This window comes from Mycolicibacterium mageritense, assembly GCF_010727475.1.
In the GTDB taxonomy this organism is placed as follows: Bacteria; Actinomycetota; Actinomycetes; order Mycobacteriales; family Mycobacteriaceae; genus Mycobacterium; species Mycobacterium mageritense.
This window is the reverse complement of the sequence record NZ_AP022567.1, coordinates 5798208-5819526: the sequence shown is the minus strand read 5'-3', so window position 1 is coordinate 5819526 and position 21319 is coordinate 5798208. Positions and strand designations below refer to the sequence as shown.

General features: G+C 66.8%; 26 protein-coding genes. 14 read left to right on the top strand and 12 right to left on the bottom strand.

Translation table 11 applies throughout. The features are described from left to right. Positions 1 to 4: 4 nt before the first annotated feature. Positions 5 to 604, bottom strand: a complete 600-nt coding sequence (locus G6N67_RS28045) for a DUF2249 domain-containing protein (protein ID WP_036437077.1) — start codon at positions 602 to 604, stop codon at positions 5 to 7. Between the two features lie 50 nt (positions 605 to 654). Here G6N67_RS28045 and G6N67_RS28040 point away from each other — a divergent pair, with 50 nt between their 5' ends. Beyond that, complete coding sequence (locus tag G6N67_RS28040; RefSeq protein ID WP_036437075.1) at positions 655 to 1278, top strand: helix-turn-helix transcriptional regulator; 624 nt, start codon at positions 655 to 657, stop codon at positions 1276 to 1278. Further along, complete coding sequence (locus G6N67_RS28035; protein WP_036437073.1) at positions 1275 to 1712, top strand: hypothetical protein; 438 nt, start codon at positions 1275 to 1277, stop codon at positions 1710 to 1712. Before G6N67_RS28040 ends, G6N67_RS28035 begins: the two co-directional genes overlap by 4 nt. On the opposite strand, the gene G6N67_RS28030 is transcribed toward G6N67_RS28035, so the two are convergent. The 5 genes from G6N67_RS28030 to G6N67_RS28010 form a co-directional block, all read right to left on the bottom strand. After that, positions 1709 to 3385, bottom strand: coding sequence for a ribonuclease J (locus G6N67_RS28030; protein ID WP_036437071.1), 1677 nt, complete (start codon positions 3383 to 3385; stop codon positions 1709 to 1711). The genes G6N67_RS28035 and G6N67_RS28030 overlap by 4 nt on opposite strands. 8 nt (positions 3386 to 3393) lie before the next feature. Continuing rightward, the gene (gene dapA / locus G6N67_RS28025) at positions 3394 to 4302 is read right to left on the bottom strand and encodes a 4-hydroxy-tetrahydrodipicolinate synthase (RefSeq protein WP_179976880.1); all 909 of its coding nucleotides are present in this window, start codon (positions 4300 to 4302) and stop codon (positions 3394 to 3396) included. A 64-nt stretch (positions 4303 to 4366) separates the two neighbouring features. Further along, a complete protein-coding gene (gene thyX, locus G6N67_RS28020; protein WP_036437068.1) occupies positions 4367 to 5119 on the bottom strand; it encodes an FAD-dependent thymidylate synthase in 753 nt (250 codons plus the stop codon). A gap of 23 nt (positions 5120 to 5142) precedes the next feature. Continuing rightward, complete coding sequence (locus G6N67_RS28015) at positions 5143 to 5535, bottom strand: type II toxin-antitoxin system VapC family toxin (RefSeq protein ID WP_036437066.1); 393 nt, start codon at positions 5533 to 5535, stop codon at positions 5143 to 5145. Beyond that, a complete protein-coding gene (locus G6N67_RS28010; RefSeq protein WP_036437064.1) occupies positions 5532 to 5801 on the bottom strand; it encodes a type II toxin-antitoxin system VapB family antitoxin in 270 nt (89 codons plus the stop codon). The genes G6N67_RS28015 and G6N67_RS28010 overlap by 4 nt, the downstream gene beginning before the upstream one ends. Positions 5802 to 5901: 100 nt before the next feature. Here G6N67_RS28010 and G6N67_RS28005 point away from each other — a divergent pair, with 100 nt between their 5' ends. The 6 genes from G6N67_RS28005 (at position 5902) to G6N67_RS27980 (ending at position 10645) form a co-directional block, all read left to right on the top strand. Then, positions 5902 to 7368, top strand: a complete 1467-nt coding sequence (locus G6N67_RS28005) for an FAD-dependent monooxygenase (RefSeq protein WP_036437062.1) — start codon at positions 5902 to 5904, stop codon at positions 7366 to 7368. Then, positions 7365 to 7958 (top strand): TetR family transcriptional regulator, encoded by a 594-nt coding sequence (locus G6N67_RS28000; RefSeq protein WP_051578992.1) that lies wholly within the window; start codon positions 7365 to 7367, stop codon positions 7956 to 7958. The genes G6N67_RS28005 and G6N67_RS28000 overlap by 4 nt, the downstream gene beginning before the upstream one ends. Then, the gene (locus G6N67_RS27995; RefSeq protein ID WP_036437060.1) at positions 7958 to 8830 is read left to right on the top strand and encodes a hypothetical protein; all 873 of its coding nucleotides are present in this window, start codon (positions 7958 to 7960) and stop codon (positions 8828 to 8830) included. The genes G6N67_RS28000 and G6N67_RS27995 overlap by 1 nt, the downstream gene beginning before the upstream one ends. 124 nt (positions 8831 to 8954) lie before the next feature. After that, the gene (locus G6N67_RS27990) at positions 8955 to 9602 is read left to right on the top strand and encodes a sensor domain-containing protein (RefSeq protein ID WP_081812691.1); all 648 of its coding nucleotides are present in this window, start codon (positions 8955 to 8957) and stop codon (positions 9600 to 9602) included. A gap of 172 nt (positions 9603 to 9774) precedes the next feature. After that, complete coding sequence (locus G6N67_RS27985; RefSeq protein ID WP_036437058.1) at positions 9775 to 10056, top strand: hypothetical protein; 282 nt, start codon at positions 9775 to 9777, stop codon at positions 10054 to 10056. 25 nt (positions 10057 to 10081) lie between these two features. Then, complete coding sequence (locus tag G6N67_RS27980; protein WP_036437056.1) at positions 10082 to 10645, top strand: nucleoside deaminase; 564 nt, start codon at positions 10082 to 10084, stop codon at positions 10643 to 10645. Positions 10646 to 10657: 12 nt separating this feature from the next. On the opposite strand, the gene G6N67_RS27975 is transcribed toward G6N67_RS27980, so the two are convergent. Continuing rightward, positions 10658 to 11425 (bottom strand): FadR/GntR family transcriptional regulator, encoded by a 768-nt coding sequence (locus G6N67_RS27975; protein WP_036437053.1) that lies wholly within the window; start codon positions 11423 to 11425, stop codon positions 10658 to 10660. Positions 11426 to 11515: 90 nt separating this feature from the next. On the opposite strand from G6N67_RS27975, the gene G6N67_RS27970 reads away from it, so the two are divergent. Both G6N67_RS27970 and G6N67_RS27965 read left to right on the top strand, forming a co-directional pair. After that, positions 11516 to 12445, top strand: a complete 930-nt coding sequence (locus tag G6N67_RS27970; protein ID WP_036437051.1) for a proline iminopeptidase-family hydrolase — start codon at positions 11516 to 11518, stop codon at positions 12443 to 12445. A 32-nt stretch (positions 12446 to 12477) separates the two neighbouring features. Continuing rightward, a complete protein-coding gene (locus G6N67_RS27965; RefSeq protein ID WP_036437049.1) occupies positions 12478 to 13869 on the top strand; it encodes an APC family permease in 1392 nt (463 codons plus the stop codon). Between the two features lie 5 nt (positions 13870 to 13874). Here G6N67_RS27965 and G6N67_RS27960 read toward each other — a convergent pair whose 3' ends face one another. Then, positions 13875 to 14576, bottom strand: coding sequence for an RsiV family protein (locus tag G6N67_RS27960; protein ID WP_051579110.1), 702 nt, complete (start codon positions 14574 to 14576; stop codon positions 13875 to 13877). 101 nt (positions 14577 to 14677) lie between these two features. Between G6N67_RS27960 and G6N67_RS27955 the strand changes: the two genes are divergently transcribed. After that, positions 14678 to 15265: a PepSY domain-containing protein gene (locus tag G6N67_RS27955; RefSeq protein ID WP_051578991.1), complete on the top strand. Its 588-nt coding sequence runs from the start codon at positions 14678 to 14680 to the stop codon at positions 15263 to 15265. Here the strand turns inward: G6N67_RS27955 and G6N67_RS27950 are convergent. Continuing rightward, positions 15255 to 16457 (bottom strand): winged helix-turn-helix domain-containing protein, encoded by a 1203-nt coding sequence (locus tag G6N67_RS27950; protein ID WP_036437046.1) that lies wholly within the window; start codon positions 16455 to 16457, stop codon positions 15255 to 15257. The two genes, G6N67_RS27955 and G6N67_RS27950, sit on opposite strands and share 11 nt — an antisense overlap. A 55-nt stretch (positions 16458 to 16512) precedes the next feature. On the opposite strand from G6N67_RS27950, the gene G6N67_RS27945 reads away from it, so the two are divergent. After that, a complete protein-coding gene (locus G6N67_RS27945; protein WP_036437043.1) occupies positions 16513 to 17751 on the top strand; it encodes a DUF4303 domain-containing protein in 1239 nt (412 codons plus the stop codon). Here the strand turns inward: G6N67_RS27945 and G6N67_RS27940 are convergent. Next, a complete protein-coding gene (locus G6N67_RS27940) occupies positions 17733 to 18203 on the bottom strand; it encodes a dihydrofolate reductase (protein WP_036438403.1) in 471 nt (156 codons plus the stop codon). The genes G6N67_RS27945 and G6N67_RS27940 overlap by 19 nt on opposite strands. Before the next feature lie 56 nt (positions 18204 to 18259). Next, on the bottom strand, positions 18260 to 19060 hold the full coding sequence (locus G6N67_RS27935) for a thymidylate synthase (protein ID WP_036437040.1): 801 nt from the start codon (positions 19058 to 19060) through the stop codon (positions 18260 to 18262). A gap of 96 nt (positions 19061 to 19156) precedes the next feature. Between G6N67_RS27935 and G6N67_RS27930 the strand changes: the two genes are divergently transcribed. Beyond that, on the top strand, positions 19157 to 19894 hold the full coding sequence (locus G6N67_RS27930) for a dienelactone hydrolase family protein (protein ID WP_036437037.1): 738 nt from the start codon (positions 19157 to 19159) through the stop codon (positions 19892 to 19894). Positions 19895 to 19939: 45 nt separating this feature from the next. After that, entirely contained in the window at positions 19940 to 20857 is a 918-nt protein-coding gene (locus tag G6N67_RS27925; protein WP_036437034.1) for an HpcH/HpaI aldolase/citrate lyase family protein, read from the top strand. Here G6N67_RS27925 and G6N67_RS27920 read toward each other — a convergent pair. Then, positions 20851 to 21306, bottom strand: a complete 456-nt coding sequence (locus tag G6N67_RS27920; RefSeq protein ID WP_036437031.1) for a hypothetical protein — start codon at positions 21304 to 21306, stop codon at positions 20851 to 20853. The two genes, G6N67_RS27925 and G6N67_RS27920, sit on opposite strands and share 7 nt — an antisense overlap. Positions 21307 to 21319 lie beyond the last annotated feature (13 nt).

The window sequence follows — 21319 nt, the reverse complement described above, 5'->3', positions numbered from 1 at the left end:
GTCGTCAGACCACCCGGGGCGCAGCGGTTTGCAGGACCAGCGCCTGACGGCGGCGGTGCACGGTCAGGTATCGCAGGCCGTGCGGGCCTGCGCTGAACTGGCGATGCGACCGCCGCGGCAACCACACCACATCCCCCGGAGTCAGCTCGAATGATCCCAATTCGGTGGTGAGCCGGCCTGATCCGTCGAGCACGTGGATGAGCACGTCGAGATCCGGCCCGGCATGCGCGTCGATGCCGGTCTCCGGCGCCAGCGCGATGATGTTGGAATCGAGTCCCCTGTCGCGCATCTGCAGTTTCCACACCGCGCCGGTGACGTCCGCGACACCGTGATCTGCGGCCGCGGTGTTGGTGAGCACCCGCGGCAGCGGGGTGCTCGCGCGCTTGCTGATCCGGATCCGCCAGACCCGCGGCCCGGACTCGACATACTCCCAGCCGTAGCTGCCCGGGTGCTCCACCTCGAACTCGTCGCGCAGATGCTTCGGATCGTGATCGTTCACGAGAACGAATGCACCACCGACCGCCAGGCTCTGATACGCCGCGAAGGCCGCCGGGTGCTTGTCCGGTTTGGGCAAGGCTCGCACGTCGAGCTCCAGGTCAGGCATGCGCTACAGTTTATACAAATCGAGATTGTCAAAACCAGGAGGGATCGGGGATGAGCCGTCGCACCGATGTCCTGGACACTCTCAGGCGAGCTCCTGCACCCATGACGATCATCCAGGTCGCCGAGATTCTCGACGTGCACCCCAACACCGTCCGGTTCCACCTCGAAGCCCTGGCCGGCACCGGTCAGGTCGAACGTGTGGAGCCCGGCCACCACGGCCCGGGCCGGCCTCCGCAGCTGTTCCGCGCGGTGCGCCGAATGGATCCCGGTGGGCCCACGCAATACCGGATGCTCGCCGAGATCCTGACCCAGGGTTTGGCCGACGAGGACGATCCCGGCGCCAAGGCCCTCGCGCTCGGCCGCAGCTGGGGCCGCACGGTGCCTCCGACCACAGCCGATTCCGCGGTGCACGCGCTGGTGGGCCTGCTCGATGACCTCGGTTTCGCCCCCGAACAGCCCGTGGGCGATCAAATGCCGTTGCGGCACTGCCCATTTCTCGACCTGGCCGAGAAGCGCCCGGCGGTGGTGTGCCCGATCCACCTCGGGCTCATGCGCGGAGCGCTGGAAAGCTGGCGGGCGCCGCTGACCGTGACACGGCTCGAGGCCTTCGCCGAGCCCGATCTGTGCGTTGCCCACCTGGCACCGAAACAACTTGTGAAAGGAGAAGTTTCATGACTGCCGCAGCCGCGGTCGCGGTCGCGGTCACATTCTGCTGGCTCGGTATGGTGCTGGCCATCTCGTTCCTGGAGGCCCCGCTGAAATTCCGGGCCCCCGGCGTGACGCTCCAGATCGGACTGGGCATCGGCCGCCTGGTGTTCCGCGCGCTCAACGCCGCCGAGACCGCGTTCGCGGCCGTCATCATCGTCACCCTCGCGGCGCACCGCCCACCGGCTGCGACCATCACGGCGTTCGCCGTTGCCGTCGCGGCGTTGGCCGCACAGTTGCTTGCGGTGCGCCCCAAGCTGACTCAACGCTCCGACGCCGTGCTGTCCGCAACCGCCGGCGCCGCGGCGACAACCCGCTCGCGCGTGCATTACGTGTACGTCGCCCTGGAGGGGGTCAAGGTCGTCGCCCTGCTGGTCGGCGGAATCCTGCTGTTCGCGAGTTAGATCTCGATGACGGTGGGCACGATCATCGGCTGCCGCCGGTAGGTTTCGCCCACCCACTTGCCGACCGTGCGGCGCACCGCCTGGGCAATCCGGGTCGGGTCCGTGACGTTGTCGGCGGCAAGGCTTTCCAGTTCGCGCTCGACCTTCTGCGCGACCGGCTCCAGCGCCTTGGGATCCTCGGAGAAACCGCGAGCCTGCAGGTGGGCCGGGCCGGCAGGCCTGCCGGTGCCACGGTGTACGACCACGGTGACGGCGACGAAACCCGAAGACAGGATGAGCCTTTCACCCAGTGTCGCATCTCCGACGTCGCCGGTGATCAAGCCGTCGACGAACATCTTGCCCACCGCGACGGCCCCGGAGATCGAGGCCTTGCCTGCCACCAGGTCAACGCTGACACCGTTCTCGGCGAGCACGATGTTCTCCGGCGGCACCCCGGTGCGGGCGGCCAGCGCGGCATTGGCCCGCAGATGCCGCCAGGTGCCGTGGACCGGCATCACATTGCGGGGCCGCACTCCGTTGTAGAGGAACAGCAGCTCACCCGAGTAGGCGTGACCCGAAACATGCACGCGCGCTTGCGCATTGGTGACGACGCGGGCACCGATCTTGGCCAGTGCGTCGATGACACCATAGACGGCCTCCTCATTGCCCGGGATCAGCGAGGACGACAGGATGATCAGGTCGCCATCGGTCAAGGTGATGCTGCGGTGCTCACCGCGTGACATCCGCGACAGCGCGGCCATGGGCTCGCCCTGGGTTCCCGTGGTGATCAGCACGACCTTGTCAGCCGGCATCATCTCGGCCGCCCCGATGTCGAGGATGTCGGAATCGTCGACGCGCAGATACCCGAGCTCCCGCGCGATGCCCAGGTTGCGCACCATGGAACGTCCGACGAACGACACGCGCCGCCCGAGCGCCACCGCGGCGTCGATGATCTGTTGCACCCGATCGACGTTGGACGCGAAGCACGCGACGATCACCCGGCCTTCGGCGCCCCGGATCAGGCGGTGCAGCGTCGGGCCCACTTCGCTTTCCGACGGGCTCACGCCCGGATGCTCGGAGTTGGTCGAATCGCACAGGAACAGGTCCACACCGGCATCGCCGAGCCGCGACATGCCGGGCAGATCCGTCGGCCGACCGTCCAGGGGCATCTGGTCGAGCTTGATGTCGCCCGTGTGCAACACCGTGCCCGCACCGGTGTGGATGGCCACGGCCAAACACCCAGGGATCGAGTGGTTGACGGCGAAGTACTCGCATTCGAAGACGCCGTGCGTGCTGCTCTGCCGCTCGGCGACCTCGACGAAAACGGGCTTGATGCGGTGCTCACGACACTTCTCGCGGACCAGCGCGATGGTGAACTTCGAACCGACCACCGGAATATCGGGCCTGAGCTTGAGCAGGAACGGGATGGCCCCGATGTGGTCCTCGTGAGCGTGGGTGACGACAAGCGCCTCGACGTCGTCCAGCCGGTGCTCGATGTGCCGCAGGTCCGGCAGGATCAGATCCACCCCCGGCTCGTCGTGCCCGGGGAAGAGCACCCCGCAGTCGACGATCAGCAATCGGCCGAGATGCTCGAAAACCGTCATGTTGCGGCCGATTTCGCTGATGCCGCCGAGCGCGGTGACCCGCAGGCCGCCGGGAGCCAGCGGCGCGGGCGGTGCGAGGTCGGTGCTCACCAGCCTCCCTACCTGAGCACCGTGGCGGCGCGCATGTCAGCGGCCAGCGCCTCGATCTCGTCAGGGGACGCCGGAATCTGCGGCAACCGTGGATCACCGGCATCGTGGCCCTGTAGTTTCAGACCGGCCTTCGACATGGTCACACCACCCAGCCGAGCCTGGGCCGCGGCGAGCGGGCCGAGCGCAACGTTGATCTTGCGGGCCGTCGCGACGTCGCCGGAGTGGAACGCGGACACCATGTCGCGCAGCTGGCCCGCGGCCAGGTGGCCCCAGACGCTCACGATGCCGACGGCACCCATCGCCAGCCACGGCAGGTTCAGGGCGTCGTCACCCGAGTAGTACGCGAGTCCCGTTTCGGCAATGATCTGCCCGCCGCCGTGCAGATCGCCCTTGGCGTCCTTGACCCCGACGATGTTGGGGTGCTCGGCGAGCGTGCGGATGGTGTCCCACGCGATCGGAATCGACGAGCGCGGCGGAATGTCGTAGAGCAGCACGGGCAGGTCCGTGGCGTCGGCGACCTTCGTGAAATGCGCGATCAGACCGGCCTGCGGCGGCCGCGAATAGTACGGCGTGACGACCAGCAGGCCGTGGGCGCCGGCTTCGGCGGACGCCTTGGCAAGGTGCACGCTGTGTGCGGTGTCGTAGCTGCCTGCGCCGGCGATGATGCGCGCCCGGTCACCGACCGCGCCGACCACCGCGCGCAGCAGGGCGAGTTTCTCGTCGTCGGTGGTGGTCGGCGACTCACCGGTGGTGCCGGACAGCACCAACCCGTCGCAGCCGGAATCGACCAGGTGACCGGCCAGCCGTACCGCGGTGTCGAGGTCGAGTGAGCCGTCGGGCTTGAACGGCGTCACCATGGCGGTCAGCACGGTGCCCAACTGGGTGGTGACGTCGATTCCGCTGATGCTCACGGGCAACAAGATTACCTGCTCGGGTTCCGGCTTCCGCCGCGATACCCGCAGGCCACTCAGGCGAGCCTCGTCAGGCCTCCGTCGCCAACGGCGACGTCGCCACTTCGGTCCCGTCGGCCAGTGTCGAGATGTCGAAATCGTCGAACACCGCGGGGGCCACCTCCACCAGCCGGCGCAGGCATGCGATGGCCAATTGCCGGATCTCGACGTCGGCGTGCTCGCTGGCGCGCATCGCGATGAAATGCCGCCAGGCGCGATAGTTGCCGGTGACGACTATGCGGGTCTCGGTGCCGTTGGGCAGCACGGCCCTGGCCGCCTGGCGGGCCTGCTTGCGGCGCAGCACCGCGTTGGGCTGATCCGCGAACTTCGCCTCAAGCCGGGCCAGCAACTCGACATACGTCGCGCGGCTGGCGTCGGCCGCGGCGACGAACATCTCGACGAGTTCCGGGTCGTCGTCCATCCCGGGCGGCACCACGACCTCGGCGTCGTTCTCCGGCACGTAACGCTGGGACAGCTGCGAGTAGGAGAAGTGCCGGTGCCGGATCAGTTCGTGCGTGCAGGATCGGGAGATCCCGGTGATGTAGAACGACACCGACGCGTGTTCGAGCACTGAGAAATGCCCGACGTCGATGATGTGGCCGATGTAGCCCGCGTTGGTCGCCGTCTTCGGATTGGGTTTCGACCAGCTCTGGTAGCAGGCCCGTCCGGCGAACTCCGTGAGCGCCTGTCCACCGTCGGCGTCCGTCTCCCACGGCACGTCCGGCGGCGCCACGAATTCGGTCTTGGCGATCAGTTGCACGCGCAGCGGGGCGATCTCGGCCACGCGCCCACCCTACTGTCGGCCGGTCAGCCCGCCGCGGGAATGTCCGTACGGCCGAAGCCGACGCCACGGTAGAGCAACGGTTCGCCGGCGAAGCTGGCGAGTGCGTAGCTGTAGGTATCGCCGAGATTGAGGCGGGCCGGATGTCCACTGCCACGCCCGTAATCGCGATAGGCCTGAGCGGCCACCCGAGCCTGGTCTGCGTCGAACGGCTCGATCTCGATGCCGTATGCGCCGAGCAATCGGTCGACCAGGCGGGTGATTTCCGGCTTTCCTCGCCGATGCAGCACTGCACACAGCTCGACATAGGTCGCAGCCGACATCCGGGTGTGCTCGGACCGCGCCAATGCGTCTTTCAACTCATCCGAACCGGCCTCGGCGAGCACGATCGACACGATCGCCGAGGTGTCGACGATCACCGCGGCAGACCGAGGTCGTCATAGAGGTCTGATTCCGCGTACCGGATCGCCGCCCTGTCGTCGTCGGTGAGCATGCGCCCCAGTTCGCTCAACACCGCGTCAGCGGCGGACCGCCTGCGCCCGGCGCGATCCGAGTCAGCACGATCCAGTTCAGCGAGGCGGCGGGCCGCCGCGTCTTCGACCGCCGAGGTCTGGCTCATCCCCGTGCGCGCCGCGAGGGTTCGCACGAGCGCTACAGCGCGCTCACTCTTGATGTTCAGACTCACGGTAGAATTCTACCTTCATAACTCTGCATTTCTACCATCCGTTGCCAGTCATGCCGTTAGCCCCTAACATGTTAGTTACTAACACCAGAAGGGCAGCGTGATGACAGACGTCGCGATCGTGGGAGCCGGACCGACGGGATTGGCGCTCGCCTGCGGCTTGCGGGCCGCGGGGATCTCCGTACGGGTACTCGACAAAGCCCACGGGCCTGCCGTGACATCGCGTGCGCTCGGTCTGCAACCACGTGGAGTCGAGGTGCTCGACCGGCTGGGCGCACTGGGCGATCTGCCCGAACGTGGGCTTCCCGTGCGCCGCGTCGACGTCAACGTCGACGGGAAAGCACTCGCGAGCTTTCCCGTCGGGCAACCCACTCGCCTTCGCGGGCCGGCGGCGCTGCTGATCTCGCAAGCCGAGATCGAGGGCGCGTTGCGGGACCGGTTGACGACGCTGGGCGGGTCCGTCGAGTGGGACAAGCCGGTCACCGGGCTCGCCGCATACGCAGACGGGATCACCCTGATCGCCGGCGACGAGGAGGTGCGTGCGGGCTGGGTGGTCGGCGCCGACGGCGCGCACAGCGCGGTCCGTAAGGCCGTCGGCATCGGGTTTCCCGGCGTTCCGATCGTCGAGCGGTTCCTGCTCGCCGACGTGCACGCAGACCTGGATCGCACGCGTGAAGGCGCCACTTCGTGGGCACGCGCCGACAAGCTGCTCGCGGCGTTCCCGCTGCCCGGGATCGACCTGTGGCGCCTCATGGCGCCCGCTCCCCCAGGCATGCCCGACGACGCGAGCCCGGACGACATCGTCGGCCACCTCGGCGCCGCGTTGGCCGCCGAAGCCGGCGGCACCGTGCGTTCCACGGTGTGGACGTCGACGTTCCGCATTCAACGCAGGCTGGCCGACAGCTATCGGCGCGGACGCGTGCTGCTGGCCGGCGACGCCGCGCACATCCACAGCCCGCTCGGCGGCCAGGGCATGAACACCGGCATCGGCGACGCCGAGAATCTGGCGTTCAAACTCGCACTCGTGGTGTCGGGCCACGCCGATGAGCGGGTGCTCGACACCTACGAAGCCGAGCGGCGACCAATTGCCAAGGACGTGCTCCAGACCACCAGCGGCCTGACCCAGATCGTCGTCGGGCAGAACCGGGTGGCGCGAGCCGTCCGCGACCACATCGCCATACCCCTGCTGAACCGCCGCCTGATCCAGCGCCGGATCACGGAAAAGGGTTCACAGCTTGAGGTTTCGTATCGCAGCGGACCGTGGGGCGGACGTCGCTGGGCCCCCGGAATCCAACCCGGTGACCGGATCCCCGACCGCACATGCGTCACCGTGGCAGGCACTGCGGCACGGCTCTACGACGTGCTCGGGCCGCAGTGGGCGTTCATCGGCCCGCAGTCCCTCGCCGCGGTCGCAGCCGATCGGCTCGGCGCGGTGACGGCCCTGAGCGGCACCCGACCCGGCCTGCTGATTCGCCCCGACGGCCACGTCGCGTGGAAAGGCTCCGACCCCACCGCGTTGCGTGCCTGGCTCGACTCCGCGCTGGGCCGGGTGGCGGTGCCTGCGGCATGAGTACCGACTGGCGCGCGGCCAAGAAGGCCGCCACCCGGCAGTCGATCCAAGACCACGCCCTGCGTCTGTTTGCCGAAAAAGGCTACGACGCAACGACGGTGGAAGAGATCGCTGCCGCGGCCGGCGTATCGCACATGACGTTCTTCCGGTACTTTCCGCGCAAGGAGTCCGTCGTCGAGTACGACGAGTACGACCCGATGCTGGAAGAGTTGATCATCGCGCGCCCCGCCGACGAACCCGCGCTGACCGCACTGCATCACGCCATGCGACAAGGGCTTGAGCGGATCCTCGGTGCCGACCGGGACGCACTGCTCCAGCGGATCCGGCTGATCCTCGACAACGAGGCGCTGCGGTCACGAAACATCATCGCCCAGGACCAATCCCGCGACCTGTTCGCGCGGGCGCTCGCGCGGCGGGCCGGCCTGACCACCCCCGATCTGACGTGCGTCGTACAGGCGTCAGCCGCGCTGGGTGCGGTGGCCCCGGCGATCACCGCGTGGGCCCGGGCCGAGGACGCGGATCTCGTCGCCATGATCGACGCGGCGTTCACTGCACTGGCAGTGGGTGTCACGCCTCCTACAATCACCTGATGTCCCTGCTCGGCGTCGTAGCGGCGCTGCTGGCGTGCGTCGGCTACGGCACGGCGTCGGTCCTGCAGTCCAACGCTGCGCGGAATTCCGTCGCGGCGGGCGGTGATGTCGCCGAGAACGGGCCCACCCTACGGTCGACCATCACGGCGATGCTCGCGCCCATCTTCATCGCCGGAATGGCACTCGACCTTTTCGGTTTCGTGGGCAGCCTGGTCTCGGCGCGGTTGATCCCGTTGTTCCTGTCGCAGACGATCATCAGCGCGAACCTCGTCGTCACGGCCGTGCTGAGCATGTTCGTGCTGCACCTCCGGTTGCATCGACGCGACTGGATCGCCATTGCCACAGTCCTTGTGGCACTGTGCATCCTGGGCGCGACCGCCGGACGCCTCGGCGACCGCGATCCGGGCGCGGTCATGCACTGGGGCGTCCTGGCCGTATCGGCGGTCATCCTGGGCCTGGGCGCGGGATCGGTGCGGATGCTCGGAAGAAGCGCCGCGGTACCTGCTGGCCTGATCGCCGGGGTGCTCTACGGCGCGATGGCGGTCGCGGTGCGCCTGGTCGACGGCCTCGAGCCGTTCAATGTGCGTGTGTTGCTTGCCGATCCGGCGCTGTGGGCGATCGTGGTCGCCGGGCTCGGCGGCTTCTACCTGTTCACCGTCGCGCTGCAGGTCGGTTCGGTGAACGGCGTCGCCGCGGCACTGGTGGTCGGCGAAACCGTGGTGCCGGGAGTCATCGGCGTGGTGGTGCTCGGCGACGTGTCGCGCCCAGGGTACGGCTGGTTGGTGATCCTGGCCTTCATCGCGGCCGTGGCCGGCGCCGTCGCGGTTGCCATCTCCGGCGCTGCCGAGTTCGAGCAAGCACACAGCTCGTGAAAGCGCGCGCCGCTTTCGACACCAGGGCTGCCGATTGTCAGGGGTCACGACCCTGGTGCAAGAACCGGCGGCCTGAATATCCAGGAGGCACATTGACGCTGAGAAGCTGCACTAGGATCCGGATATGAGACCGTCCTCCGCGATTGTCAGCGCTATCTCTGTGATACTGACGATCTCCGGATGCTCGGACGCCGTGCCGAAAGACCCTGGTACTTCATTCGAATCAACACCTGCTATTGCGGCAACTGAACTTTCAGGCTTTTTTCTGAGTAGCGAGGAGATTCGCTCGGCGACTGGCCTGGATGCTTCTGGTGAACCGATGATTGAGGGCACGCCCCAGAAACGGGGCGGCGATCGTGCTTATCCATGTGCACAGATGGTCGCCGGACCTCGTGACGCGGCGGTCATTGGGGGTCCGTATCTGGGATATCGAACGGTCGAATCTTCGACCGAGATACAACCGAGAGTCACACAGACGATCGCACTGTACCCGCAGGCGCCGACTGCAGACGACATCTTCGACCAGCTAACGGCGAAACTGTATGAGTGCCGTGCCACTCCTGAGGCTAAAAGCGCAGTTGGATCCATCGAATCATCTGCGACGCAGTTGCATTGGAGCTTTACTATGGCTGGCGGGTCCGGGCTATGCGGCGTCGACGTCCGCCGGGTGGAAAATGTGGTTCTGGGCGCAGAAGTTTGCGGGACGGGACATGACGTCGCGGGCGCGTCGAATGTGGCGGAGCGAATCGTCTCGAAGATTCGAGCCGCCTAGTTCAGTGTGAGAACTAGCAGCGACTCGCTTACAGAAAATGAGAACAACCTGGTATCCCCCGATCGGCCGAACGATACGTCGTCCCATTGCCGTCCGATCGGTGGACAGACGCCCGGCGGCGGATGCGCAAGCATTGGACAACGCAGCAGCCTACCGAGCCAGGAAGAACGAAATGAGCTATCACGTCATGGATCTGGTGCGTGAGCGCGCCAACGAACGGGACTGGGAACTGATCTTCGACAGTGGCCCGAACAGCGACCGGCGCACGATCATCTGGGAGCATCAGGGCCTGGACGACGCGGGGCAGCCGGTCGAGTTGGAGATCACGTTCAACGTCGACGGCCGCATCGTGCAGACCGAGAAGCGCCAGGAAGGCCTGTGGTGCCGGCGCACCACGCCGGCCGACGAGTTCGGGACCACCGAGATCCACCTCGAGACACTCAGCATGATCTGAGGGCGCAACCGTTCTATGGTTGGCCATGCCACCGAATCTCGCCAGCCGCCTGCTCGACGTGATCGAGCATGACATCCTGCCGATCACCGAGCGAGGCGTCGGGGATGGCAACAAGGTGTTCGGCGCGGCGATCCTACGGAAGTCCGACCTGTCGCTGGTGCTCGCCGGAACCAACAACGAGATCGAAAACCCGCTCTGGCACGGTGAGGTTCACACGCTCAAACTGTTCTACGAACTGCCCGGCCGGCCGTCCACCGCCGACCTGCTGTTCCTGTCCACCCATGAGCCCTGCACCATGTGCATGTCGGCCATCACGTGGGCCGGCTTCGACAACTTCTACTACTTCTTCAGCCACCAGGACTCGCGCGACGGCTTCGCAATCCCCCACGACCTGAAGATCCTCGACGAGGTGTTCGGGTTGGAGCCCGGCGGCTATCGCCAACGCAATGCGTTCTGGACCGCCTACTCGATTCCCGACCTGATCGAGCCGGAGATGCGCGAGCAGGATCAGCGGATCCGTGCCCGGTATGCGACGCTGTCCGACCGGTATCAGGAGTCAAAGGGCAACAACGACATTCCGTTGAATTGAACCAGCCGCAACTCAGTCGGTGAGCACGCCCGCGCGGCGCATCGCCGCCGAGATGAGTTCGAAGTCGATGGCGACGTGGGCGCGGGCGATCGCGTCGGCGTCGTCGCCGCGGCCGGCGGCGATCGCGTCGATCAGCTGTTCGTGCTCATACAGGGCCCGCAGCTCCATCTGCCGCATCGTCGCCGGTTCGCCCCAAAGGTGCGCGGGCGCACCGATACTCACCGACGCCTCCAGCTCGAGCAAAACCTGCTTGAGGACGCGGTTGTGCGCGGCATCGATGATCGCGAGGTGCAGCGCGCTGTCGGCCTGCTGAGCGGCCAGCCCGCTCTCGGCGGATCGGTACGCCGCCAAACACTCCCGCAGTGCCGCGACGTCGTCGTCGGACCGCGATTCGGCCGCGGCCCGGCAGATGGCACCGTGCAGACGGCAGATCGCATCGCACCGGTCGCGCAGTTCGTCGAGCCGGATGGTCAGCGTGCGCCCGACCGCCTCGGTCGACGATTCAGGCCACTGCTGCAGAACGTACGATCCGCCGCCGCGGCCGCGCCGGGTTTCCACCAGCCCGCGGTCGACCAGCCGCGCAAGCGCCGCCCGCACCGTCATTCGGCCCACCCGAAGGGCTGCCGCGAGTTCTCGTTCGGCAGGCAACCGCGCACCGGGAAGGTATTCGCCGAGCGCGATGGCCGTGACCAGCCGATCGGTGATCTCGTCGATGCGCGACGGCGATTCGAGCTCACACTCCAGCAACCCGGGTACCCCGGCACCGGCGGGCTGCGTCATCACCGCTCCCCTCTCGCGTCCGCACCCACAGTATCGACAGCAATTGTTAAAACACCATTAATGGTCTTGCCGCGAGACCATTAATGTCTCATGCTGACCACCATGCCACGTTCGACCCGCACGGTGCCCTTCCGCGAGCACCAGACCTGGGTTCAGGTCACCACACCGGAAACCGCCCGCCCCGACGCCCTGCCCCTGTTCGTCCTGCACGGCGGCCCGGGAATGGCGCACAACTACGTCGCCAACATCGCCGCGCTGGCCGACGAGACCGGCCGCACCGTTATCCACTACGACCAACTCGGTTGCGGGAACAGCACGCACCTACCCGATGCACCCGCGGACTTCTGGACGCCCGAGCTGTTCGTCGACGAGTTCCACACGGTACGTGCGGCACTCGGGATCGAGCGCTATCACGTGCTCGGCCAGTCGTGGGGCGGCATGCTGGGTGCCGAGATCGCCGTCCGGCAACCGGACGGCTTGGAGTCGCTGTCGATCTGCAATTCGCCCGCCTCGATGCAACTCTGGCTGCAAGGCGCTGCCGAACTCCGGGAGCAGTTGCCACCCGAGATGCTCGCCGCGATGCTCCGGCACGAAGCCGATGGCACCGTCGACGATCCGGCGTATATCGAGGCCACGCTCGAGTTCTACCGCCGCCACGTGTGCCGGGTGACACCCATGCCCAAGGACTTCGCCGACAGCGAGGCCCAGATGATCGCCGAACCGACGGTCTACCACACGATGAACGGCCCCAACGAGTTTCACGTGATCGGCACGTTGCGTGATTGGAGCATCATCGAGCGGCTGCCGGCGATCACTGCGCCGGTTCTCGTGGTGGCAGGCGAATTCGACGAGGCGACACCCGCGACATGGCAGCCGTACGTGGACCACATCGCCGATGTCCGCAGTCACGTATTTCCGGACAGCAGTCATTGCACACATTTGGAGAAACCCGAGGAGTTCCGCGCCGTCATCGCGGCATTCCTGCACGAGCACGATCTGGCCGCCGCCGCCCGGGTCTGACACCCACCATCCCTCGACCCGACAGGATCTCCATGGCCACTACCGCGAGCCACCTCACCACCGGTGAAGGACAGCGCAGCCTCGAATCATTCGGCTACAAACAGGAACTCGACCGCTCCGTATCGACAGTCGACCTGATCGTCTACGGGCTGGTGTTCATGGTGCCGATCGCACCGTGGACGATCTTCGGCACCGTCTACAACAGCGCGTCGGGCATGGTGCCGCTGGTCTATCTCATCGGCCTGATCGCCATGGTGTTCACCGCCCTGGCCTATTCGCAGATGGCCAAGTCGTTTCCGCTGGCAGGATCGGTCTTCGCGTATGTGGGTCGCGGCATCCACCCCGGCCTCGGCTTCTTCGCGGGCTGGGCGATCCTGCTGGACTACCTGCTGATCCCCACGCTGCTCTACGTCTTCGCGGCCGAATCGATGGTCGGACTGTTCCCCGGAACGCCGCGCTGGGTCTGGGCAATCGTGTTCGTCGTCGTCAACACGGTCATCAACCTGCTCGGCGTCGGATCCCTCAAGATCGTCAACCGCATGTTCCTGGCCGTCGAGCTGGTGTTCGTCGTGCTGTTCGTGGTCATCGCGGTGCGCGCCATCAACGGGCAGACGCTGCCCGACGTCGTGTGGAGCACCACACCGATCTGGAATTCTGAGCTCGTCAGCGCGCCGCTGATCGCCGCCGCACTGTCGATCGCGGTGCTGAGTTTCCTTGGCTTCGACGGCATCTCGACGCTGGCCGAGGAGTCGACCGGCAAGAAGAACCCTGCCGGGCGGGCGATGATCATCGCACTGTTCGTGGTGGCGTTCCTGTTCATCACCCAGACGTGGCTGGCCAGCCTGCTGGCCGGCGGTCGCGAATCGTTCAGTGACGACGAGATGGGCAACGCCTTCTTCCTCTTGGTGCAGGCCGCGTCGAGCACGGGGTGGATGAACGCGTTCTTCGTCGTCAACGTGCTGGCGGTGGGCTTCGCGAACGCCATGGCCGCGCAGGCCGCGACCAGCCGCCTGTTGTACTCGATGAGCCGTGACCGCCAACTGCCGTCGTTCCTGTCGACGATCAGTTCACGCAAGGTGCCCATCGCGGCGATCCTGGTGGTCAGTGCGCTCAGCCTGGTGTTGGTGCTGTTCTTCGTGGGCCAGATTGGCCTGATCTCGTCACTGGTGAACTTCGGCGCGCTCTTCGGGTTCTGCCTGCTGCACATCTCGGTGGCCTGGTACTACCTGGTGCGCAAGAAGTCGAAGAACTATCTGCTGCACCTGGTGGTCCCGGCAATCGGCTTCCTGATCATCGCGTACGTGCTGGTCAACGCCGACGCGCTGGCCAAGATCGGGGGCATCGTGTGGCTCGCGATCGGGGCAATCGTGTTCGCCACCAACATGATCCGGGGCCGTGGTGTACCGGAGCTCGCGGAGGAATAGCCCGGCTACCGCGCCAGCACCTGCATGTCAGGGGCGAGCACATCGGTGAGCTTCGACCACGGCACCGTGATCACCGGCAGACCATGGGCGAATTGGTAATCCTCAAAATGGATTTCCAGTCCGTCCGCGGTCGGGATCCAGTTGTGGAAGTTCTCCTCGACGGGCGCGTTGCCGGGCCGGTCGGACATCGGTGACGGCTCACCCGTGAGACCCGGAAACAGCAGCTTCGTCTGCTCGGAAAGCCTGTTCAACCCGGCCTGCTTGTCGGCGAAGAGGTCGTCGAGCGTGATTGGCCGCGCGGAGCGGCTGTCGATGACGACGGTGGTGACGTAGTCCAGCGGATGTGCCGCGCCCTGATGGAAGTACACACCGGTCAGCACCTGCGAGATGGCGGTCGGGCGAAAGCTCACTTCGGGTTTGGCCTCGAAGGTTGCGTCGTCCCGGATGACCTCGTCGCGGTCGAGCATGCCGCCCATGGTTCTCCCCGACGCCACGCTCGCCGCGTTGAACGCCGAGGCCACGGCCTGGTCTCCACCGGACAACTGGCCTACGTCGACTGTCCAGCCGTCGCCCGGGTCGACGGACTTCGTTGCCACGGTGTACGTCGCGCCGTTGCTGGTTCCGGTATCGGCGGCGGCAGTTCCGGTTCCGCCGAAGACCATGACCGACAGAACCGCGAATGCCGCAACGATGCCCCTACTCGCCATCATTCGATTATGGTCCGGCCAGGGGGTGTTTCGGACACCGATCGTTTTGCCGACGGCAAGTCCGGGTAGTCGAAGCACGAACATCGTCGGGAGGAAGCGTCGTGGTGGTGCGGCTGGCAGCGGTAATCGGTAGTTTCTTGGCGGCAGTGACCGTCGGCTGCGGCGCCGACAGTTCCACAGAATCGCAGGCAACCCCGTCGCCCACAGCGACGTCGCCCGCAGCCACGCAGACGACGCCCGCTGCGCCCACAACCGGCCGCAGTGACACCGCCCCGGTCGCTGCGGCCCAGGCCGCATTGCGCACCGCAGCGGGCGCCGTGCCCAACGGGCGCCCTTTTGACCTCGAGATCGACTCCCGCGGCACTGAACAGGTATTCGACGTCAAGGTGGCGTCGGATGCGAATGAGTTCAAGATCCTGGTCGATTCGAGCGGCAACCGCGTGGTGTCGCAGCAACAGAAGAGCACGCCCGACGACGACATCGCCAAGCTTCAGGGTATTCAGACCGATGCGGTGCGAGCCCTCACGACCGCCGGCGAGCAGGCGGGTGACGCCGCGTTCGATGAAATGGAGATCGACACGAACGCGGCGAACACCGTGGTCTGGAAAGTTCAGTTCGTCCGGGCCGACGGCTCGGAGGTCGAGTACGAGGTCGACGCCCAGACCGGAACGGTCATCGCTACCCGGTGAGGCTGCGGCGCAGCGGCGTCACCAGATCGCCGCGCTCCCCCGCGGTCACGTCGTCGACCCCGAGCCATGACGCCATCGACCGCAGCTCCCCCGCCAGCGCACCTGCGACTCGGATGCGGTCTTGACCGTCTTCGGTGAAGGCACCGACCACATGCAGGGCAGTGTCCGTCCGCTTGAGGTCCACCCGACCCACCAACTCGCCGTCGAGCAGGAACGGCCAGACGTAGTAACCGAACTGGCGCTTGGGCGCGGGCGTGTAGATCTCGATGCGGTAGTGGAAGCCGAACAGTCGCTCGACGCGGGGCCGGAAGAAGATCAGCGGATCGAACGGGCACAGCAGCGCGGTGCCGCGATCACGGCGGGGCAGGATCTGGCCGGCCCGCAGATACGCGGGAACACCCTCGATCTCGACAGGCTCCAGCTCCCCGTCGGCGACCAGCTTGGCGATGGCCGGTTTGACCTGCTTGGCCCCCAGCCGGAAGTAGTCCCGGATGTCGGCTTCGGTGCCGACACCCAGCGCTGTCGCCGCGCGCAGTGTCAGTTCGCGGATCGCATCATCCTCGCCCACCTCCCGGGCGATCACATCGGGCGGCAGCACGTTCTCGGTGAGGTCGTAGTGCCGCGCGAACCCCACCCGCGTCGCGGTCGTGAAAACTCCCGACGCGAACAACGCCTCTGCGACCCACTTGGTGTCGCTCCGGCCCCACCACGGCCCCTTGCGCCCGCGGGGTTCGGCTTCCAGGTGGGCCTCGATCTGTCCCGCTGTGGACGGACCCAGCTCGGCGACGGCGGCGACCACGTCTTCGGCGAGTTTGGCGTTCTTCCGCACGATATCGGTGCCCCAGCGGCCGTGGGTGTACTCACGCATCCGCCACCGCAGCAACGGCCAGTCGTCGACGGCCATCAGCGCGGCCTCGTGCGCCCAGTATTCGACCAGCAGTCGCGGCGAGCGCGCCGAATGCGACCACGCCGCGCGATCCACGATCTCCCGGTCATACGGGCCGAGCCGGCTGAAAACCGGTGCATAGTGGGCGCGCACCGCGACGGACACCGAGTCCAATTGCAGTACCTGGATCCGGGAGATCAACCGGCGCAGATGCGCGCGCGTGACCGCGCCACGGGGTTTCGGTTCATGAAACCCCTGCGCAGCGACGGCGATGCGGCGGGCCTGTGCGGTAGTCAGAGTGGCCACCCCGCCATCGTTCCCTACGCCACCGACAAGTCCGGTTCCGGCGATACTGGACGCCGTGGAATTCGATTGGGACGGGTTCGTCGGTGAGTTGACGGCGGCCGCCTCCGACGCCGTACGTGCCATGGTCGACGTACTCGGCGAACGCCCCTACGCAGTGGCATTCAGTGGGTTCTATGCGGAGACCACCGGGGTGATTTATCTGCCCAATCTCGCGTTCGCGACCGAAGAATCGGTCGAGGACGCCGACTGCCGATTCAGCCCACCGGATTGGGAGCACCAGGATTATGAGTGGGCCGAAACCGACGCGCGGTGGGGCGAGCGGCTCAGTGCGGCTGTGACGGGGCTGCCACGCGCGCAGTGGGAACAGGCGTGGGGCCGATTCGCCGAGGCCATCCTGACCATCGCGGCGCGGACCCGGGCCGCGCTCGTGGCCGACGGCACCTTGCCGCCCGACGTCGTCGTCTTCGTCGACGACGAGCCCGGTGAGCTTCTGGTGCGGTCGGTCACGCCGGAGGAATTACGCCTCCATTTTCCCGATTACGCGGCCGCGGCCGACGCTGAGCGCGCTGTCGCGGCTATGCCGGTCGAGCAGCGCGTACAGGCGCTCGCCACGCCGGCAGGCCTCGTCGCCGGACCACCGCAAGCACTCGGCCGTGAACGCGCAATCGAACTCCTCCTCGACGCCGGCGCGGCCGCCGTGCCGGTCGGGATTGCGGCACTGGCACACCCCGACACGGCGTGGGCGGGCGCCAAACTCCTCGCCGACCTGGCCATCGCGACGCCCGACGTGATGGACGCCTTGTGGGCTGCCCTACCGCTGCGCGCCAACGCCCACGACTGGGTGGCCACGGCACTGGGACGCCTCGGTGCGGGACCGGAGGTGTTGGCGCGCCGCGACCTTCCCGCGTCGAGCCGGGCCGCTGCGGTTGCCGCGCCGTACACGTCGTTCCGCGATCAGGGCCGCGGCTGGGCTCCGTTGGATTACTCGCTGCTGGCCGCCGGTCTCGCCGACCCGTCGATCGCCGCGGCCGTGACCGAGGAGCTCAAACCGGGGCGCGGATACTGCACCCCCGACGCGGCCGACATTCCGGGCGCGCGGCTCGGGCTCGACCATCCCGAACCGGTGATCCGGCGCCACGCGGTGATCGTCGTCGGCGAGCTGATCGGCCCCATGGGCCCTGACGACGTGGACCCAGACGAACTGGAGGTATTGCGCCAACGGATCAGCGACGCGGCGACCGGCGACTCCGACGCGGAGGTGCGCCGACTGGCCGGCTACAGCTGCCGCGTGTAGGTGCAGAACCGATACCGCAAGCCCGAGCTGCTGGTCAGCCATTCTCCGCTGGTGCCGGTCCAGGACTCGTCCAGAACCGGCGCCATCGCATCACCGGCAGCAGCCGGCAGATCGACGTCGATCTCGGTCACCTCGCAGCGGTCGGCGAACGGGAGCGCCTGCCGATAGATCTGCGCACCGCCGATCACCCAGCCGCGGAACACGTCACCCAGTTCCGTGACGACTTCGGCCCCGTCCGCCACGTATCCGGGGTTGCGGGTGACCACGACGTTGCGCCGGCCCGGCAACGGCCGCACCTTGGCCGGCAAAGACTCCCACGTGAGCCTGCCCATCACCACGGTCTGTCCGAGGGTGAGCTCCTTGAACCGGGCCTGGTCCTCCGGCAACCGCCACGGGATGGTGTTGTCGCGCCCGATGACGCCCGACGTCGACTGCGCCCAGATCAATGCCAGCCGCCGAAGCCGGGTGCGGCTCTGCTCGGAAGTCTCGATCACACTTTCACGGTCGCTCATACGGCGACGGGCGCCTTGATCGCGGGATGCGGGTCGTAATTCTTGATGACGATGTCCTCGTAGGTGTAGTCGAATATCGAATCACGGGGTGCCAGAACGAGTTCCGGATAGGGCCTGGGTTCACGGGCGAGTTGCAGCGCCACTTGCTCGACGTGGTTGTCGTAGATGTGGCAGTCCCCACCGGTCCAGACGAACTCACCGACCCCGAGCCCGGCCTGTGCGGCCATCATGTGGGTCAGCAACGCGTAGCTGGCGATGTTGAACGGCACCCCGAGGAACAGGTCGGCGCTGCGCTGGTAGAGCTGGCAGGACAGCTTGCCGTCGGCCACGTAGAACTGGAAGAACGCATGGCAGGGCGGCAGCGCCATCTGCGGAATCTCGCCGACGTTCCACGCCGAGACGATGTTGCGCCTCGAGTCGGGATCTCGTTTGAGCAGTTCCAGAGCGTTGCTGATCTGGTCGACGTGCTCACCCGACGGGGTCGGCCACGACCGCCACTGCACTCCGTATATCGGCCCCAGATCGCCTGTCTCGCTGGCCCATTCGTCCCATATGGTGACACCGTGCTCGTGCAGCCAGCCCACGTTGGAATCACCGCGCAGGAACCACAGCAGCTCGTAGATCACCGACTTGGTGTGCACCTTCTTGGTGGTGAGCAACGGGAAACCGTCCGCGAGGTCGTAGCGCATCTGATGCCCGAACAGGCTGCGGGTACCGGTGCCCGTGCGGTCCGATTTGGGCGTCCCCTGCGCCATCACGAGCCGTAGCAAATCCTCGTAGGGCGTTTTGATCGGCACTGGGCCAGCTTACGTCGGATCGCGGTGCGGGACGACGACCCCCGCAACGGGGCCGCGGCGCGTCGGCGCTCAGCTTCCAGGAGTAGAACAGAACCCATGCCCATCATCAAGGACTCCATCACCACCGCCGACGGAACGTGTGCAGTGACCCTCGCGGTTCCGGACGGCCACGGACCGTGGCCGGGCGTGGTCATGTACCCGGATGCCGGTGGACCGCGGGCGACGTTCGACCAGATGGCGGCCCAGCTCGCCGACGAAGGCTACGCAGTGCTGGTTCCCGACATCTACTACCGCGACGCCGGCTGGGCCCCGTTCGACATGGCGACCGTGTTCGGCGACCAGTCCGAACGTGCGCGGCTGTTCTCGATGATGCAGAAGGTGACGCCCGACGTCATGGCGGCCGATGCCACGGCGTTCTTCGACTATCTGCAGGCTCGGCCCGAGGTCGTCGACGGCAAGTTCGGCACGACCGGCTACTGCATGGGCGGCCGGACGTCGCTCGTGGTCGCGGGCCGCGTGCCCGAGCGGGTCGCGGCGGCGATGTCGTTCCACGGTGGTGGGCTCGCGTCCGACGATCCCGGCAGCCCGCATCTGCTGGCCGACAAGATTCAGGCCGCGGTGTATGTGGGCGGCGCGGAGGGTGACGCCTCGTTCACGCCCGAACAGGCCGAAACCCTGGAGAAGGCGTTGACGGCCGCAGGCGTCGAGCACACCATCGAAATCTATGCTGCCGCACACGGTTTCGCGGTTCCCGACAACGCACCGTATGACGAGGCCGCGGCGCGGCAGCATTGGGACGCCATGGAGAGTTTCTTCGGAGCGCGGCTCGGCTGAGCCCCGCCGCGTCCGCCGGTGCGGCGGTAAGCGACGATTGACGGCGTGTACGACCAGACCAGCACCTTCCAGCCCGATCCCGACGAGTCCGGGTTCCGCATCGACCCGGTACTCGCGCGGAGTTGGCTGCTGGTCAACGGCGCGCAGTACGAGCGCTTCGCGCCGGCCGCGCGGTCGCGCGCCGACATCGTGATCCTCGACATCGAGGACGCTGTCGCCCCGAAGGACAAGACCGCGGCACGCGACAACGTGATCCGCTGGCTGGGCGAGGGCAACACCGACTGGGTCCGGGTAAACGGCTTCGGCACCCCGTGGTGGGCCGAGGATCTGGAGATGCTCGGCAAGACCTCGGTCGGCGGGATCATGCTGGCCATGGTCGAGTCGGTCGACCATGTCACCGAAACCGCCAAACGCCTGCCGAACATCCCGATCGTCGCGCTGGTGGAAACGGCCCGCGGCCTCGAACGCATCACCGAGATCGCGGCCGCCAAAGGCACCTTCCGGCTGGCGTTCGGGATCGGCGACTTCCGCCGTGACACCGGCTTCGGCGACAACCCGGCCACGTTGGCCTACGCCCGGTCCCGGTTCACTATCGCCGCCAAGGCCGCCCATCTGCCCAGCGCCATCGACGGACCCACCGTCGGGTCGAGCGCACTGAAACTGTCCGAGGCCACCGCTGTCTCGGCGGAGTTCGGCATGACCGGCAAGATCTGCCTGACGCCGGACCAGTGCCCCACGGTGAACGAGGGCCTGTCGCCCTCTCAGGAGGAAATCAGCTGGGCCAAGGAGTTTTTCGCCGAATTCCAGCGGGACGGCGGCGAGATCCGCAACGGCTCAGACCTACCCCGTATCGCCCGCGCCAACAAAATCCTCGATCTGGCAAAGGCCTACGGCATCCACGAATCCGAGTTCGGCGACGATCCGGATCACGTGCCCGCGCCGTCCGACACCTTCCACTATTGATCGTCGTCTCGGTGCAGGAACGTCCTGATCGCGCGGAGTACCCCGCGGCCCGCGTAGATGCCCGCGGCGACTGACACGATGATCATCGCGATGAACATCGTGAGCCAATTGGCCCTGCTGTGGCTCACGTTCCACCAGACGATGGTGAACAGCACCGCGCAGATGAATACGACGATGTCTCGCCAGTTGCCGCGATAGGACATTGCGGCCTCGCGAATCTCACGACTGCGGTCCCCCGCCGTGATGAGCTCGCTGATGCGCTGGTCGATGCTGGCCTTGAGCCTCGCCTTCAATTCGACGTCCTCAGCCGGCAGCCGTTCCAGCAGGTCCATGTCCTTGGCGATGAGCCCACGCACGTCCGGCGGTTTCAAATTGCCTGCGATCACCCCGAGCATGGCGCCTCCGGCGATCGGTGCGGCACCGAGAGCTAGTTCGGCAATCCCCGGCATACCTGATCCTCCG